At 69.4% G+C, this 14,214-nt stretch carries 9 protein-coding genes; 7 read left to right on the forward strand and 2 right to left on the reverse strand.

What is annotated here, in order from left to right; all coding sequences use genetic code 11:
* Positions 1-41: 41 nt before the first annotated feature.
* Together ACIP6N_RS04695 and polA are read right to left on the reverse strand one after the other, a co-directional pair.
* Positions 42-1,796, reverse strand: a complete 1,755-nt coding sequence (locus ACIP6N_RS04695) for a lytic transglycosylase (RefSeq protein ID WP_401812881.1) — start codon at positions 1,794-1,796, stop codon at positions 42-44.
* A 287-nt stretch (positions 1,797-2,083) separates the two neighbouring features.
* Positions 2,084-4,795: a DNA polymerase I gene (gene polA, locus ACIP6N_RS04700; RefSeq protein WP_401812882.1), complete on the reverse strand. Its 2,712-nt coding sequence runs from the start codon at positions 4,793-4,795 to the stop codon at positions 2,084-2,086.
* A gap of 201 nt (positions 4,796-4,996) precedes the next feature.
* Here polA and ACIP6N_RS04705 point away from each other — a divergent pair, with 201 nt between their 5' ends.
* From ACIP6N_RS04705 to ACIP6N_RS04735, 7 genes are all read left to right on the forward strand, one after another.
* The gene (locus ACIP6N_RS04705) at positions 4,997-7,294 is read left to right on the forward strand and encodes an FdhF/YdeP family oxidoreductase (protein ID WP_401812883.1); all 2,298 of its coding nucleotides are present in this window, start codon (positions 4,997-4,999) and stop codon (positions 7,292-7,294) included.
* Between the two features lie 113 nt (positions 7,295-7,407).
* Complete coding sequence (locus ACIP6N_RS04710; protein ID WP_401812885.1) at positions 7,408-7,872, forward strand: hotdog fold thioesterase; 465 nt, start codon at positions 7,408-7,410, stop codon at positions 7,870-7,872.
* 533 nt (positions 7,873-8,405) lie between these two features.
* Entirely contained in the window at positions 8,406-9,635 is a 1,230-nt protein-coding gene (locus tag ACIP6N_RS04715; RefSeq protein ID WP_401812886.1) for a branched-chain amino acid ABC transporter substrate-binding protein, read from the forward strand.
* 248 nt (positions 9,636-9,883) lie between these two features.
* On the forward strand, positions 9,884-10,813 hold the full coding sequence (locus tag ACIP6N_RS04720; RefSeq protein ID WP_401812888.1) for a branched-chain amino acid ABC transporter permease: 930 nt from the start codon (positions 9,884-9,886) through the stop codon (positions 10,811-10,813).
* 5 nt (positions 10,814-10,818) lie between these two features.
* Positions 10,819-12,588: a branched-chain amino acid ABC transporter permease gene (locus tag ACIP6N_RS04725; protein ID WP_401812889.1), complete on the forward strand. Its 1,770-nt coding sequence runs from the start codon at positions 10,819-10,821 to the stop codon at positions 12,586-12,588.
* A gap of 5 nt (positions 12,589-12,593) precedes the next feature.
* Positions 12,594-13,487, forward strand: coding sequence for an ABC transporter ATP-binding protein (locus tag ACIP6N_RS04730; RefSeq protein ID WP_401812891.1), 894 nt, complete (start codon positions 12,594-12,596; stop codon positions 13,485-13,487).
* Entirely contained in the window at positions 13,484-14,200 is a 717-nt protein-coding gene (locus ACIP6N_RS04735) for an ABC transporter ATP-binding protein (RefSeq protein ID WP_401812893.1), read from the forward strand. The genes ACIP6N_RS04730 and ACIP6N_RS04735 overlap by 4 nt, the downstream gene beginning before the upstream one ends.
* The last annotated feature ends 14 nt before the right edge of the window (positions 14,201-14,214 follow it).

A 14,214-nucleotide genomic window follows, 5' to 3' on the forward strand; every position in this document is an offset into this window, starting at 1 on the left:
GGGCTCTGTCGTGGTGCTCGCATGCGGAGCCGGGGTGCGCGTTACTGCTGCGGCGCCGGTGCCTCGACGGTGAGTTCCACGGTCAGCGTCGCGCCGCCCGCGGTTTCGAGGCGGAGCAGGAAGGTGCCGGTCGCGTCGTCCGCGAAGATCTTCGGGAGGCGCAGCACACCGTTGGCGTCGGTCGTGAGACCCGTCAGGCTGCGGGTCCGGTTGCCGAACAGGTCGGTGAAGTAGGGCCCCTTGCCGGGCACGGTGGTGTCGGTGGCCGACGTGACCATGGAGGCGGTCACGGCGACGTCCGGCGCGATCGCGCCCCGGAAGGTGGCCTGGACCTCGACGCGTTGGGCGAACCGCGCGCCCGGCGCGGCCGTCAGCGGGGTGCCGGAGGTCCTGACGATTCCATCGGCCTGACGTTCCGTCACGGTCGCCGCGTAGTCGACGGCCGCGACGCCCTCGGCGCCGGTGGTGGCACGGACGGTGAAGTCGCCCGTCCGCTCACCCGCCTGGACGGCCGGGGCGCTCGCCGTGCCGTCGTCTCCGGTGACGACGGTGACCACGGACGCTCCGCCTTCGAAGCGGGCGTCGGTCGCGCCGACGATCTGGAAGCGCACCTTCACCCCGGCGACGGGCTTGCCGTCGGCGTCCTCGGCCCGTACGACGGCGTGGTCCTCGAACAGGGCGCCCGCGACGGCGGTGAGGAGGTCCCCGCCGGCCTTCGTGAGCTGCTTGACGACCGGGGGCGCCGGAGGCGCCGGCGTACCGGGCTCGTCACCGCCCGGCGGGGGTGAGGTGGGGCCGCCCGGCTGGGACGGGGGCGTGGCCGGATCGGAGGGCTTCGTCGGCTTGGACGGCTTCGACGGGTCGTCCGGCTTGGGCGTCGACGGGGCGCCGCCCGTGCTGGGCGAACCGCTCGGCTTCGGGGAGGGCGTGGTGCCGGGGCCCGGGGTGGGGCGGGGCGACGGGCTCGGGTTCACGGCGCCGGGGCTGGTGGGCAGTACACCGCTGCCGTTCGGGACCTCGTGCGTGCCGTTGCGGTAGAACTCCAGCCAGGACAGGACCGTGTCCAGGTATTCCTGGGAGTGGTTGTAGCCGAGGATCGACTGGTGGAGGTCCGCCTCGACCGACAGGTCACGGTCGCCCGCGCAGAGGTACATCCCGGCGGCCAGCGCCGCGTCGTAGATGTTGTTGGGGTCCTTAGCGCCGTCACCGTTGGCGTCCTGGCCCCAGGTGGCCCACGTCGACGGGATGAACTGCATCGGGCCGATCGCCCGGTCGTGGATCGCGTCACCGTCGTACTGGCCGCCGTCGGTGTCCGAGATGTCGGCGAAACCGACACCGTTGAGGACCGGGCCGAGGATCGGGGCGATGGTGGTGCCGTTCGCGTCGACGTTGCCGCCGCGCGCCTGGCCCGACTCGACCTTGCCGATGGCGGCGAGCAGCTCCCACGGGAGGTTGCAGCCGGGCTTGGTATCGGCGAGTGTCCGCTCGGCCTGCTTGTACGCGGCGAGTACCGACGCGGGTATGCCCGCTTCCGGGGTGCCCTCCTCGGGCAGACCTATCGAAGTCCCGGGCTTGTCCGGGGTTTTCAGCGGCGGCAGCTCCGTGTGGTACGGAGAATCGCCGCTGACCGCGGTGTCGGACGACGGCGGTACGGTCGTGTCCGCCGACTGGCCGCCCGCGGCCGTGCTGGGTACGACGGCGGGTGCTCCCGAGGCGGAGAGCGCCGCGATGGCGGCGGCGGCCACCGCGGTGGTGGTCGCTCCTCTGCGCAGTCGACGGCCGAATCGCGCTGCCATACGCTGGTCCCTCCCCATAAACAGACACCGCGCTCCCCGCGCGAAGACTCAGCGACCCTACGTCAAGTCCCCCGCCCGGCAAACCAGTAGGTGCCGGTTTTCACCAATTCGCCACCTGCCGGCCCCCCGGCCTTCGGACCGCCGCTTCCCGGCGGGGAAGGGCGGGCCGGTGGACGGAGGACCAAGGGAGGCCCGGGTCCCGGCACTTCGGGCTGCCGGGCGGTGTCGCCCGAGCAGCGGGCCGCCCGGTCGGTGAACCGCCGGGCCGGTGGGCCCGGTCCGCCCGGTCAGTGCGCCGCCGACTCCCAGTCCGAGCCCACTCCCACCGAGACGTCCAGCGGAGCGCGCAGCTCGGCCGCGCCCGCCATCTCGCGCCGGAGCAGCTCCTCCACCCGCTCGCGCTCGCCCGAAGCGATCTCCAGGACGATTTCGTCGTGGACCTGGAGGAGCATCCGGGAGGTGAGACCCGCCTGCTTGAGCGCACGGTCGACGTTGAGCATCGCGACCTTGACGATGTCGGCGGCGGTGCCCTGGATGGGGGCGTTGAGCGCCATCCGCTCCGCCATCTCCCGGCGCTGCCGGTTGTCGCTGTTGAGGTCGGGGAGATAGCGTCGGCGGCCGAGCATCGTCTCCGTGTAGCCCGTGGCCCTGGCTTCCACGACGGCCCGCTGGAGGTAGTCGCGGACGCCGCCGAAGCGCTCGAAGAAGGTGTCCATCAGCCCGCGCGCCTCGGCGGCCTCGATGTTCAGCTGCTGGGAGAGGCCGAACGCGGAAAGCCCGTAGGCCAGGCCGTACGACATCGCCTTGATCTTGCGGCGCATCTCCGGATCGACCGCGGACTTCTCCACGCCGAACACCTGAGAGGCGACCGTCGTGTGCAGGTCCTCGCCGGAGGTGAACGCCTCGATGAGACCGGCGTCCTCGGAGAGGTGGGCCATCACGCGCAGCTCGATCTGGCTGTAGTCGGCGGTCATCAGTGACTCGTAGCCCTCACCGACGACGAAGCCGCGGCGGATCGCGCGGCCCTCGTCGGTGCGGACCGGGATGTTCTGCAGGTTGGGCTCGGTGGACGAGAGCCGTCCCGTCGCCGCCACCGTCTGGTTGAAGGTGGTGTGGATCCGGCCGTCGGCGGCGATCGACTTGATCAGCCCTTCGACCGTGACCCGGAGCTTCGCCTGCTCGCGGTGGCGCAGCATGATGACCGGCAGTTCGTGCTCGGTCTGCGCGGCGAGCCAGGCCAGCGCGTCGGCGTCCGTCGTAAAACCGGTCTTGGTCTTCTTCGTCCTGGGCAGACCCAGCTCGCCGAAGAGGACTTCCTGGAGTTGCTTGGGCGAGCCGAGGTTGAACTCGTGGCCCACCGCGGCATGGGCCTCCTTCACCGCCTGCTGCACGGCGCCCGCGAACTGCGCCTCCATGGCCTCCAGATGAGCGCGGTCGGCGGCGATGCCGTGCCGCTCCAGCCGGGCCAGCAGCTCCGAGGTGGGCAGCTCGACGTCGTCGAGCAGGCCGACGGCGCCGACCTCGCCCAGCCGCTGGGTGAACGCGTCGCCCAGATCGAGGACGGCGCGGGCCTGCGTCATCAGCGCGTCCGCCTCCGCCTGTTCGTCGCCGCCGAACGCGAGCTGCCCGTCGGCGGCGGCCGCGGGCGCCAGCTCGCGGCCCAGATACTCGATGGCCAGCGCGTCCAGCGCGAAGGAGCGGCGGCCCGGCTTGACCAGATACGCGGCGAGCGCGGTGTCCATCGTGACGCCGCCGACCCGCCAGCCGTGCTCCGGCGCCACCCGCATCGCACCCTTGGCGTTGTGCATGACCTTGGGGCGCTCGGCGTCGGCGAGCCAGGCCGCGAACGCCTGCTCGTCGGGCTCGTCCAGCTGCGTCGTGTCGAACCAGGCAGCAGCGCCTCCGGCGGCGGCGAGCGCGATCTCCGTGATGCTTCCGGTGCCCAGCGCCCAGGTGTCGACCGTGGCGACACCGAGCGGCCGCACGCCGTGCTCGGCCAGCCAGGGAGCCAGCTCGCCCGGTCCCAGGACCGTGCCGTCCAGCTCCACGCCGGCGGCGGGCGCCGGCGCCTCGTCCTCCACCGCGCCCGGATCGACGGCGAGCAGCCGCTCGCGCAGGCTCGGATTGCGGATCTCCAGGACGTCGAGCACGCCCTTCACCGCCGCACGGTCGTACGCGGCGCGCTCCAGCTCCTGGGGCGTCTTGGGCAGCTCGACGTCACGCACCATCTCCGTGAGCCGGCGGTTGAGCTTCACCGACTCCAGATGGTCGCGGAAATTCTGCCCGGCCTTGCCCTTGACCTCCTCGGCGCGCGCGATCAGCTCGTCGAAGGACCCGAACTGATTGATCCACTTCGTGGCGGTCTTCTCACCGACCCCGGGGATGCCGGGGAGATTGTCGGACGGGTCGCCGCGCAGGGCCGCGAAGTCCGGATACTGCGCCGGGGTCAGTCCGTACTTCTCCTGGACCTTCTCCGGGGTGAATCGGGTCAGCTCGGAGACGCCCTTGGTCGGATACAGGACCGTGGTGTGCTCGCTGACCAGCTGGAACGAGTCACGGTCGCCGGTGACGATCAACACCTCGAAGCCGGCGGCCTCCGCCTGGGTGGCGAGCGTCGCGATGATGTCGTCCGCCTCGAACCCGTCGACCGCGAACCGGTCGGCGTGCATCGCGTCCAGCAGCTCGCCGATCAGCTCGACCTGCCCCTTGAACTCGTCGGGGGTCTTGGAGCGGTTCGCCTTGTACTCGGGGAACTCCTCCGCGCGCCATGTCTTGCGGGACACGTCGAAGGCGACGGCGAAATGCGTGGGCGCCTCGTCGCGCAGCGTGTTGGCCAGCATCGACGCGAAGCCGTAGATGGCGTTCGTCGGCTGCCCTGTCGCGGTCGTGAAATTCTCCGCGGGCAGCGCGAAGAACGCACGGTACGCCAGGGAGTGCCCGTCCATGAGGAGCAGGCGGGGACGGATGTCTGCGGTCTTCTTCGATGCTGTCTCAGCCACATCCACGATCCTGCCACGTCGCACTGACAATCCCCGACGCGCGGACAGCTCCCGCCGTCCCGCCGGACCGTCTCCCGCCGTCCCGCCGCTACGCGCGGCACGCGGAGCGCGGCCCCGGGACGGGTGGCGGCCGTACCGTAGCCACCAGCCCCAGTTCCAGTTCCAGCCCAGAGGTTCGCCCCCGTACCGAAGGAGAGCGCGATGGCCGGCAACCCGCCCGCAGGTGATCCCGCCCAGGACGACCCGCACGTCACCGCACCCCTGCACAGCGCGGCCGGCATCCCCGCCGTCGCGCATTCTCTCCTCGTCTCGCAGCGGCAGATGGGGGTGGCACGCACCGCGAGAACCCTCCTCAAGGTCAACCAGAAGAACGGCTTCGACTGCCCCGGCTGCGCCTGGCCGGAAGGGGACCACCGGCACACCGCGGAATTCTGCGAGAACGGCGCGAAGGCCGTCGCGGAGGAGGCGACCGTACGCCGGGTGACTCCCGCCTTCTTCGCCGAGCACTCGGTCTCCGACCTGGCGGACCGCAGCGGCTACTGGCTCGGCCAGCAGGGCCGGATCACCGAGCCCATGCTGCTGGAGGCCGGCGCGTCACCGGACGGCGAGGACCACTACCGGGCCGTGAGCTGGGAAAAGGCGTTCGCGATCATCGCGGAGGAGCTGACCGCGCTCGGCTCCCCCGACGAAGCCCTCTTCTACACCTCGGGACGCACCAGCAACGAGGCCGCGTTCCTGCTCCAGCTCTTCGCCCGTGAATTCGGCACGAACAACCTGCCCGACTGCTCCAACATGTGCCACGAGTCGTCGGGTTCCGCGCTCACCGAGACGCTGGGCGTCGGCAAGGGCAGCGTCTCCCTGGAGGACCTGCACCAGGCGGATCTGATCATCGTGGCCGGCCAGAACCCGGGCACCAACCACCCCCGGATGCTCTCCGCCCTGGAGAAGGCCAAGTCCGCCGGCGCGAAGATCATCTCGGTCAACCCACTGCCCGAAGCCGGTCTCGAACGGTTCAAGAACCCGCAGTCTCCCCTGGGCATGGTCAAGGGCGTCCCGCTCACCGACCTCTTCCTCCAGATCCGCATCGGCGGCGACCAGGCCCTCTTCCGCCTGCTGAACAAACTGATCCTGGAGACGCCCGGCGCCGTCGACGAGGCCTTCGTGGCCGAACACACCCACGGGTACGAGGAGTTCACGGCGGCCGCGCGCGCCGCCGACTGGGACGAGACGCTCACCGCCACCGGTCTCGAACGCGCCGGGATCGAAGAGGCCCTGGCCATGGCCCTCGCCTCGAAACGCACCATCGTCTGCTGGGCGATGGGCCTGACCCAGCACAAGCACTCCGTGCCCACCATTCGTGAGGTCGTCAACTTCCTTCTGCTGCGCGGCAATGTGGGCCGCCCGGGGGCCGGCGTCTGTCCCGTGCGCGGTCACTCCAACGTGCAGGGCGACCGCACGATGGGTATCTTCGAACGGCCTGCCCCGGCCTTCCTCGACGCCCTGGACCGCGAGTTCGGCATCACCTCGCCCCGCCGTCACGGCTATGACGTGGTGCGGTCCATCGAAGCGCTGCGCGACGGCAGGGCCTCGGTGTTCTTCGCGATGGGCGGCAACTTCGTCGGCGCGAGCCCCGACACCGCCGTCACCGAGGCGGCGATGCGCAACGCCCGTCTCACCGTCCACGTATCGACCAAACTCAACCGCTCGCACGCCGTGCACGGCGCGCGCGCCCTGATCCTGCCCACCCTCGGCCGCACCGACAAGGACGTCCAGGACAGCGTCAGGCAGGTCGTCACCGTCGAGGACTCCATGGGCATGGTGCACGCCTCCCGCGGCAACCTCGCCCCGGCGAGCCCGCACCTGCTCTCCGAGCCGGCCATCATCGCCCGCCTGGCACGCGCCGTACTCGGCCCGGCGTCCCGCACACCCTGGGAGCGGTTCGAGCGGGACTACGCGCGGATCCGCGACAGCATCGCGCGGGTCGTCCCCGGCTTCGAGAACTTCAACGAGCGCGTGGCGCGCCCCGGCGGCTTCACGCTCCCGCACGCCCCACGCGACGAACGCCGCTTCCCCACCGCCACCGGAAAGGCCAACTTCACCGCCGCGCCGGTGGAGTTCCCGCAACTGCCGCCGGGACGGCTGCTGTTGCAGACCATGCGCTCGCACGACCAGTACAACACCACCATCTACGGCCTCGACGACCGTTATCGCGGCATCAAGGGCGGCCGCCGCGTCGTCATGGTCAACCCGGACGACGCACGTGAACTGGGCCTCGCCGACGGCGCGTACACCGACCTGGTCAGCGAATGGAAGGACGGCGCCGAACGCCGCGCCCCGGGCTTCCGCGTGGTCCATTACCCCACCGCGCGCGGCTGCGCGGCCGCCTACTACCCGGAGACCAACGTCCTGGTCCCCCTCGGCGCCACGGCCGACACCAGCAACACCCCGGCGAGCAAGTCCGTCGTGGTGCGCTTCGAACCGGCCACGTCCGACTCCTGATCCCACCCCTGGAAGACACACGCGCTAAGCGTTCGCTCAGGCATCTGGTAAGTAAGAGGTGCGCGGCCGCGCACGCGCCGCGCGCCACACGCAGACGATCGGAGCCGGGTTCCATGGGTGAACAGTCCACAGTGAAGCTGCCGCAGGACATCGTCGACGAGTACGCGGCCCTCGGCACCGACCTGCCCGCCCTCTTCTCCGCCGGACACCTCGGCGAGCGCATGGGCGTGCAGCTGGTCGAGGCGACCGTGGAGCGGGTCGTCGGCACCATGCCTGTCGAGGGCAACACCCAGCCGTACGGGCTGCTGCACGGCGGTGCCTCCGCCGTGCTCGCCGAAACCCTCGGTTCCGTCGGCGCGATGCTGCACGGCCGCAGCACCAGACTCGCCGTCGGTGTCGACCTCAACTGCACCCACCACCGGGGCGTCAGGGACGGGTCGGTGACCGGTGTGGCGACTCCGGTCCATCTCGGACGCTCCACCGCCACGTACGAGATCGTCATCACCGACGAGGCCGGCAAGCGCGTCTGCACCGCACGGCTGACCTGCCTGCTGCGCGACGCCCCGGCGCAGAACTGACGCGCTCTCACGAGCACCACGAACGACAAGCAGGGCCCGGACCGTTGAGCTGCTGTTGAGCTGTCCGGGCCCTTCGCCGTGTCACCGATGGTGACGGTCCGGCTTTCCCGTTCGTAACACCGCGTAACAAGTACGCAATACGGAAAGGGCCTTTCGCCCCGAGTTGCGCCCGCGCCCATCCCTACCGGAAAAAGTCACAGGTTCCGTGGAAGGCGTCGGCATGTTTCGCAGGCCGTCAGGAGCATGATCGGCCCAAGCCCCTTAGCGGAACTGGGAGTTCTCACTATGTGGGCATGTGGAGGGCGGACATAAACACCCCATCTGTCCACACTGCGACCGCCGGTTCTCCTCATTGGCATAACAAGACAGTCACATCCTGTCCCTCTCCGGTCCTCCATCGCGTCAACTCGCTTAGAGTCACGCCCAGTCACCGCGCCGCCGGGCGCGTCCACTGCATGGCCAGCAGCATCCGTACGGCCCGGCGAGACACACGGCACCTCAGCAGAGGGGCCGCGCCAGGGAGAGGACCCATCGTGCGACAGCGTTCGTTGCTCATACTCACCACAGTGCTGACCACCGGAGCACTGACACTCACCGCGTGCGGTTCGCGCGACGACAAGGGTGGCAGCGACAGCGGCGGCGGCAACGCCACCGTGATCATCGGTGTCGACGCCCCCCTCACCGGCCCCAACTCCGCGACCGGTCTCGGCCTCCAGTACGGCGTCCAGATAGCCGTCGACGACGCCAACGAGAAGAAGACCGTCCCCGGCGTCACCTTCAAGGTCCAGGCCCTCGACGACAAGGCGCTGCCGGCCACCGGCCAGCAGAACGCCAGTGCGTTCGTCGCCAACGACGACGTGCTCGGTGTCGTCGGACCGCTCAACTCCGGTGTCGCGACGTCCATGCAGAAGACGTTCGCCAGCGCCGACCTGGTGGAGATCTCCCCGGCCAACACCGCGCCGGAACTCACCCAGGGCAAGAACTGGAACAGCGGCACCAAGAAGCGCGACTACGACACGTACTTCCGCACCGCCACCACCGACGCCCTCCAGGGCGGTTTCGCGTCGCAGTACGCGTACCAGACCCTGAAGAAGAAGAACGTCTTCGTCGTCGACGACAAGCAGACCTACGGCGCCGGTCTCGCCAAGCTCTTCAAGGCGGGCTTCCTCAAGGAAGGCGGCAAGGTCGCGGGCGAGGACCACGTCAACACCGGCGACAAGGACTTCTCCACCCTCGTCACCAAGATCAAGAGCTCCGGCGCCGACATCCTCTACTACGGCGGCCAGTACGACGAGTCCGAGATCCTCACCAAGCAGCTCAAGGACGCGGGCGCCAAGATCCCCCTCATGGGCGGCGACGGCATGTTCACCCCGACCTACATCCAGACCGCCGGCAAGGCCTCGGAGGGCGACCTCGCCACCTCCGTCGGCACGCCCGTCGACACCCTGCCCGCCGCCAAGGACTTCATCGCCAAGTACAAGGCCAAGAAGTACCCCGGTGACTACGGCACTTACGGTGGCTACTCCTACGACGCCGCGACCGCCATCATCAAGGCCGTCGGCAACGTCGTGAAGGACGGCAAGGTTCCCGACGACGCGCGCAAGCAGATCGTCGCCGAGGTCCAGAAGTCCAACTTCGAGGGCATCGCGGGTCCCGTCTCGTTCGACGAGTACGGCGACACCACCAACAAGCAGCTCACCGTCTACCAGGTCGTCAACGGCGCCTGGAAGGCCGTCAAGAGCGGTACGTACGACGCCGGCTGAGCCACCGGCCGCACCGCACGACCCGCGACCCCGCACGACCGCTCGACCCGCACCACGCAGCACCCGCAGCGCCCGTCCGGCAGCGCGTCCGACCGCGCTGCCGGACAACACCGGCCCTCAGACACCGGTACGAGAGCGACCCGTCGCCGTCCGCAGCCGCACAGCACCACCGTGACACCGGCAGCCACCGCGGCGGGTCGCCCGCTTTCCTCCCCCGTTCACCACCCCGACCACATGGAGGCCATGCGGTGAACACCCTGCCGCAGCAGCTGGCCAACGGGCTGTTCCTCGGCTCGATGTACGGGCTGATCGCCATCGGATACACGATGGTGTACGGCATCGTCCAGCTCATCAACTTCGCCCACGGCGAGATCTTCATGACCGGCGGCTTCGGAGCCCTCACGGTCTATCTCGTCCTGCCCGACGGCATATCCATGTGGATAGCCCTACCCGCGATGCTGATAGGCGGCGCGCTCGTCGCCGTCCTCATCGCCGTCGGAGCGGAGCGCTTCGCGTACAGACCCCTGCGCGGCGCGCCACGCCTGGCGCCCCTCATCACCGCAATCGGGCTGTCCCTCGCGCTCCAGCAGGTCGTCTTCAACCTCTACCCGGACGCCAGGACATCGCGGGTCTTCCCGCAGCTGCCCTTCGGTCCGTTCCACCTGGGGTCGGTCAACATCCAGAGCGGCGACGTCTTCCTCGTCATCGCGGCCTTCCTCTGCATGACGGCCCTCGCCTTCTTCATCCGGACCTCGCGCACCGGCCGCGCCATGCAGGCCACCGCGCAGGACCCGGACACCGCGCAGCTCATGGGCATCGACACCAACCGCATCATCGTGATCGCCTTCGCCATCGGCGGTCTCTTCGCGGCCGTCGCCGGTGTCGCCTACGGCCTCAAGTACGGCAGCATCGACTACTCCATGGGCTTCCAGGCCGGCCTCAAGGCGTTCACCGCCGCCGTCCTCGGCGGTATCGGCAACATCTACGGCGCCATGCTCGGCGGCATCGTCCTCGGCCTCGCCGAGGCCATGGCGACCGCCTACATCGCCGACATCCCCGGTATGGAGCAGTTCGGCGGCCAGGGCTGGGCGTCCGTGTGGGCCTTCATCCTCCTCATCCTCGTACTGCTGCTGAGGCCACAAGGCCTGCTCGGCGAACGCGTCGCGGACAGGGCGTGAGCACCATGACCACCACCACACAGCACACCGACCGCGGCATCGTCCCGCTTCCCGGCGCCACCGCCCGACTCCTCGTCGTCATCGGCGCCGTCGTCACCATCGCCAGCGCCTTCATGTCCTGGACCTGGACCTCGGAGTTCCCCGGCGACCTCACGGTCTACGGCTATCCGGCCGGGCTCCAGATCCTCGCGCTCATCGCCGGCCTGCTCACCCTGCTCCTCGGCCTCACCCGCTGGGAGATCCGCGGACTGCGCTGGCTGAACCCGGCCGGCGCCACCAACCCCGTACTCCTCGCGGCTCTCTCGGCGTTCGCGGTCACCTGGTTCACCGCGATCGCCATCGCGATCGACCTCGGCGGCCTCGCGAACCTCGACCCCGGCGCGTACGTCGCGGTCGTCGGCGGAGCGCTGCCCGTCCTCGGCGCGCTCGCCCTGCCGCACTCCGGTTCCTCCGTACGGGAGTACCTCGCGAAGCCGGAGCGGCTGCCCCGGGCGGCCGAACAGCCCGCCTGGGTCCAGCGGATCGTCATCACCCTGGTCACCGCCGTCGGCCTCGCCGCCTTCAGCTACGGCATCGGCATCGACAACGAGGAGAGCGAGACCTTCGTCGGGTTCATCCTCCTCGTCGTCCTCGGCGCCATGGCGTTCTTCAGCGCGGGACTCGTCGAGCGGTTCTCCGAACTCAACGGCCGGCACAAGGGATTCGCCACCTCCATGGCGTTCCTCGCGGCGGCGCTCTTCCCGTTCACCCAGAGCAACGACCACAACGCCAACCTCGGCGTGAACATCCTGATCTTCGGCACCGTCGCCCTCGGCCTCAACATCGTCGTCGGCCTCACCGGGCTCCTCGACCTCGGGTACGTCGCCTTCCTCGGCGTCGGTGCCTACGCGGCCGCCCTGGTCTCGGGATCCGAGTTCTCCCGCTTCTCCGGCGTCCAGTTCCCGTTCTGGGCCGCCGCGCTGACCGGCATGGCCGCCTCGCTCGTCTTCGGCGTCCTGATCGGCGCACCCACCCTGCGGCTGCGCGGCGACTACCTCGCCATCGTGACCCTCGGGTTCGGAGAGATCTTCCGTATCGCCGTCAACAACCTCGACGGCTCCTCAGGCCCCAACGTCACCAACGGTCCCAACGGTATCCCGAGCATCCCCGACCTCAATCTCTTCGGGTTCGACTTCGGTAATCCGCACGACATCGGCGGCTTCACGATCGGCCGTTTCGCCAACTACTTCTTCCTGATGCTGCTGATCACCGGCTTGGTCGTGCTGGTGTTCAACCGCGCGGCGGACTCCCGTATCGGCCGTTCCTGGATCGCCATCCGTGAGGACGAGACCGCCGCGACCGCCATGGGCATCAACGGCTTCCGGGTCAAGCTCATCGCCTTCGCGCTCGGCGCCACCCTGGCCGGTCTCGCGGGCACCGTCAGCGCCCACGTCACGTACAGCGTCGTGCCGAGCCCGTACCAGTTCGCCGGCGCGGCGCCGCCCAACTCGGCCTTCCTGCTCGCCGCGGTCGTCCTCGGCGGCATGGGCACCGTCGGCGGTCCCATCCTCGGCGCGACCCTGCTCTACCTCATCCCCGAGAAGCTGGGCTTCCTCAAGGAGTACGAACTCCTCGCCTTCGGCATCGCGCTCATCGTCCTGATGCGCTTCCGCCCCGAGGGCATCATCGCCAACCGGCGGAGCCAGCTCGAATTCCACGAAACCGGCCAGCTCGACGTACCACCGGACGACGGCCTGTCCGCCGCCACCGTCGGCGTCACCAAGGCGGGGGCGTAACCACGATGACGACCGCGACCACCACCGCGACCACCACCTCCGCCGTCCTCGAAGCGTCCGGCGTCACCATGCGCTTCGGCGGACTCACCGCCGTACGCTCCGTCGACCTCACCGTCAACAGCGGTGAGATCGTCGGGCTCATCGGCCCCAACGGCGCCGGCAAGACCACCTTCTTCAACTGCCTCACCGGCCTGTACGTGCCCACCGAGGGCCAGGTCAGCTACAAGGGCACGGTCCTGCCGCCCAAGCCCCACCTCGTCACCAGCGCGGGGATCGCCCGTACCTTCCAGAACATCAGGCTCTTCGCCAACATGACCGTCCTGGAGAACGTCCTCGTCGGACGCCACACCAGGACCAAGGAAGGCCTCTGGTCCGCCATCCTGCGCGGCCCCGGCTTCCGGAAGGCCGAGGCGGCCTCCCGGGAACGCGCCATGGAACTCCTCGCGTTCATCGGCCTGGACCACAAGGCGGACCACCTCTCGCGCAACCTCCCCTACGGCGAACAGCGCAAGCTGGAGATCGCCAGGGCCCTCGCCAGCGAACCGGGCCTGCTCCTCCTGGACGAGCCCACCGCGGGCATGAATCCGCAGGAGACCCGCGCCACCGAAGAACTGGTCTTCGCCATCCGTGACCAGGGCATCGCCGTTCTCGTCATCGAGCACGACATGCGCTTCATCTTCAACCTCTCCGACCGCGTCGCCTGCCTCGTCCAGGGCGAGAAGCTCGTCGAAGGCACCGCCGAGGTCGTCCAGAGCGACGAACGCGTCATCGCCGCCTACCTCGGAACACCCTTCGAGGGCGCACCCGGTGGCGAAGAAGTCGCCGAAGTCGAGGCGGCGGAAGCCGCAGGCAACACCAGCACCACCGGCACCACGGGTCCGGAAGGGGAAGCGAAGTGACCGCACTCCTCGAGGTCGAGGACCTCAAGGTCGCCTACGGCAAGATCGAGGCCGTCAAGGGCATCTCCTTCAGCGTCGAAGCCGGCCAGGTCGTCACTCTCATCGGCACCAACGGCGCGGGCAAGACCACCACCCTGCGCACCCTCTCCGGGCTCCTCAAGCCGGTGTCGGGGCGCGTCACCTTCGACGGGAAGCCGCTGAGCGGAGTCCCCGCGCACAAGATCGTGTCGCTGGGCCTCGCCCACTCCCCCGAAGGCCGCCACATCTTTCCCCGGCTCACCATCGAGGAGAACCTCCAGCTCGGAGCGTTCCTCCGCAGCGACAAGGCCGGCATCGAGAAGGACATCCAGCGCGCCTACGACCTGTTCCCCATCCTGGGCGAACGCCGGAAGCAGGCGGCAGGCACCCTCTCGGGCGGCGAGCAGCAGATGCTCGCCATGGGACGCGCCCTGATGTCGCAGCCCAAGCTGCTCATGCTGGACGAACCGTCGATGGGCCTCTCCCCGATCATGATGCAGAAGATCATGGAGACCATCGTCGAGCTGAAGGCGGCGGGAACCACCATCCTGCTGGTCGAGCAGAACGCACAGGCAGCGCTGTCGCTCGCCGACCAGGGCCATGTGATGGAAATCGGCAAAATCGTGCTGTCGGGTACGGGTCAAGACCTGCTGCACGACGAGTCCGTACGGAAGGCGTACCTGGGCGAGGACTGAGCCCCTTACGCGCC

The sequence above is a fragment of the Streptomyces sp. NPDC088725 genome, assembly GCF_044751305.1.
GTDB lineage: Bacteria > Actinomycetota > Actinomycetes > Streptomycetales > Streptomycetaceae > Streptomyces.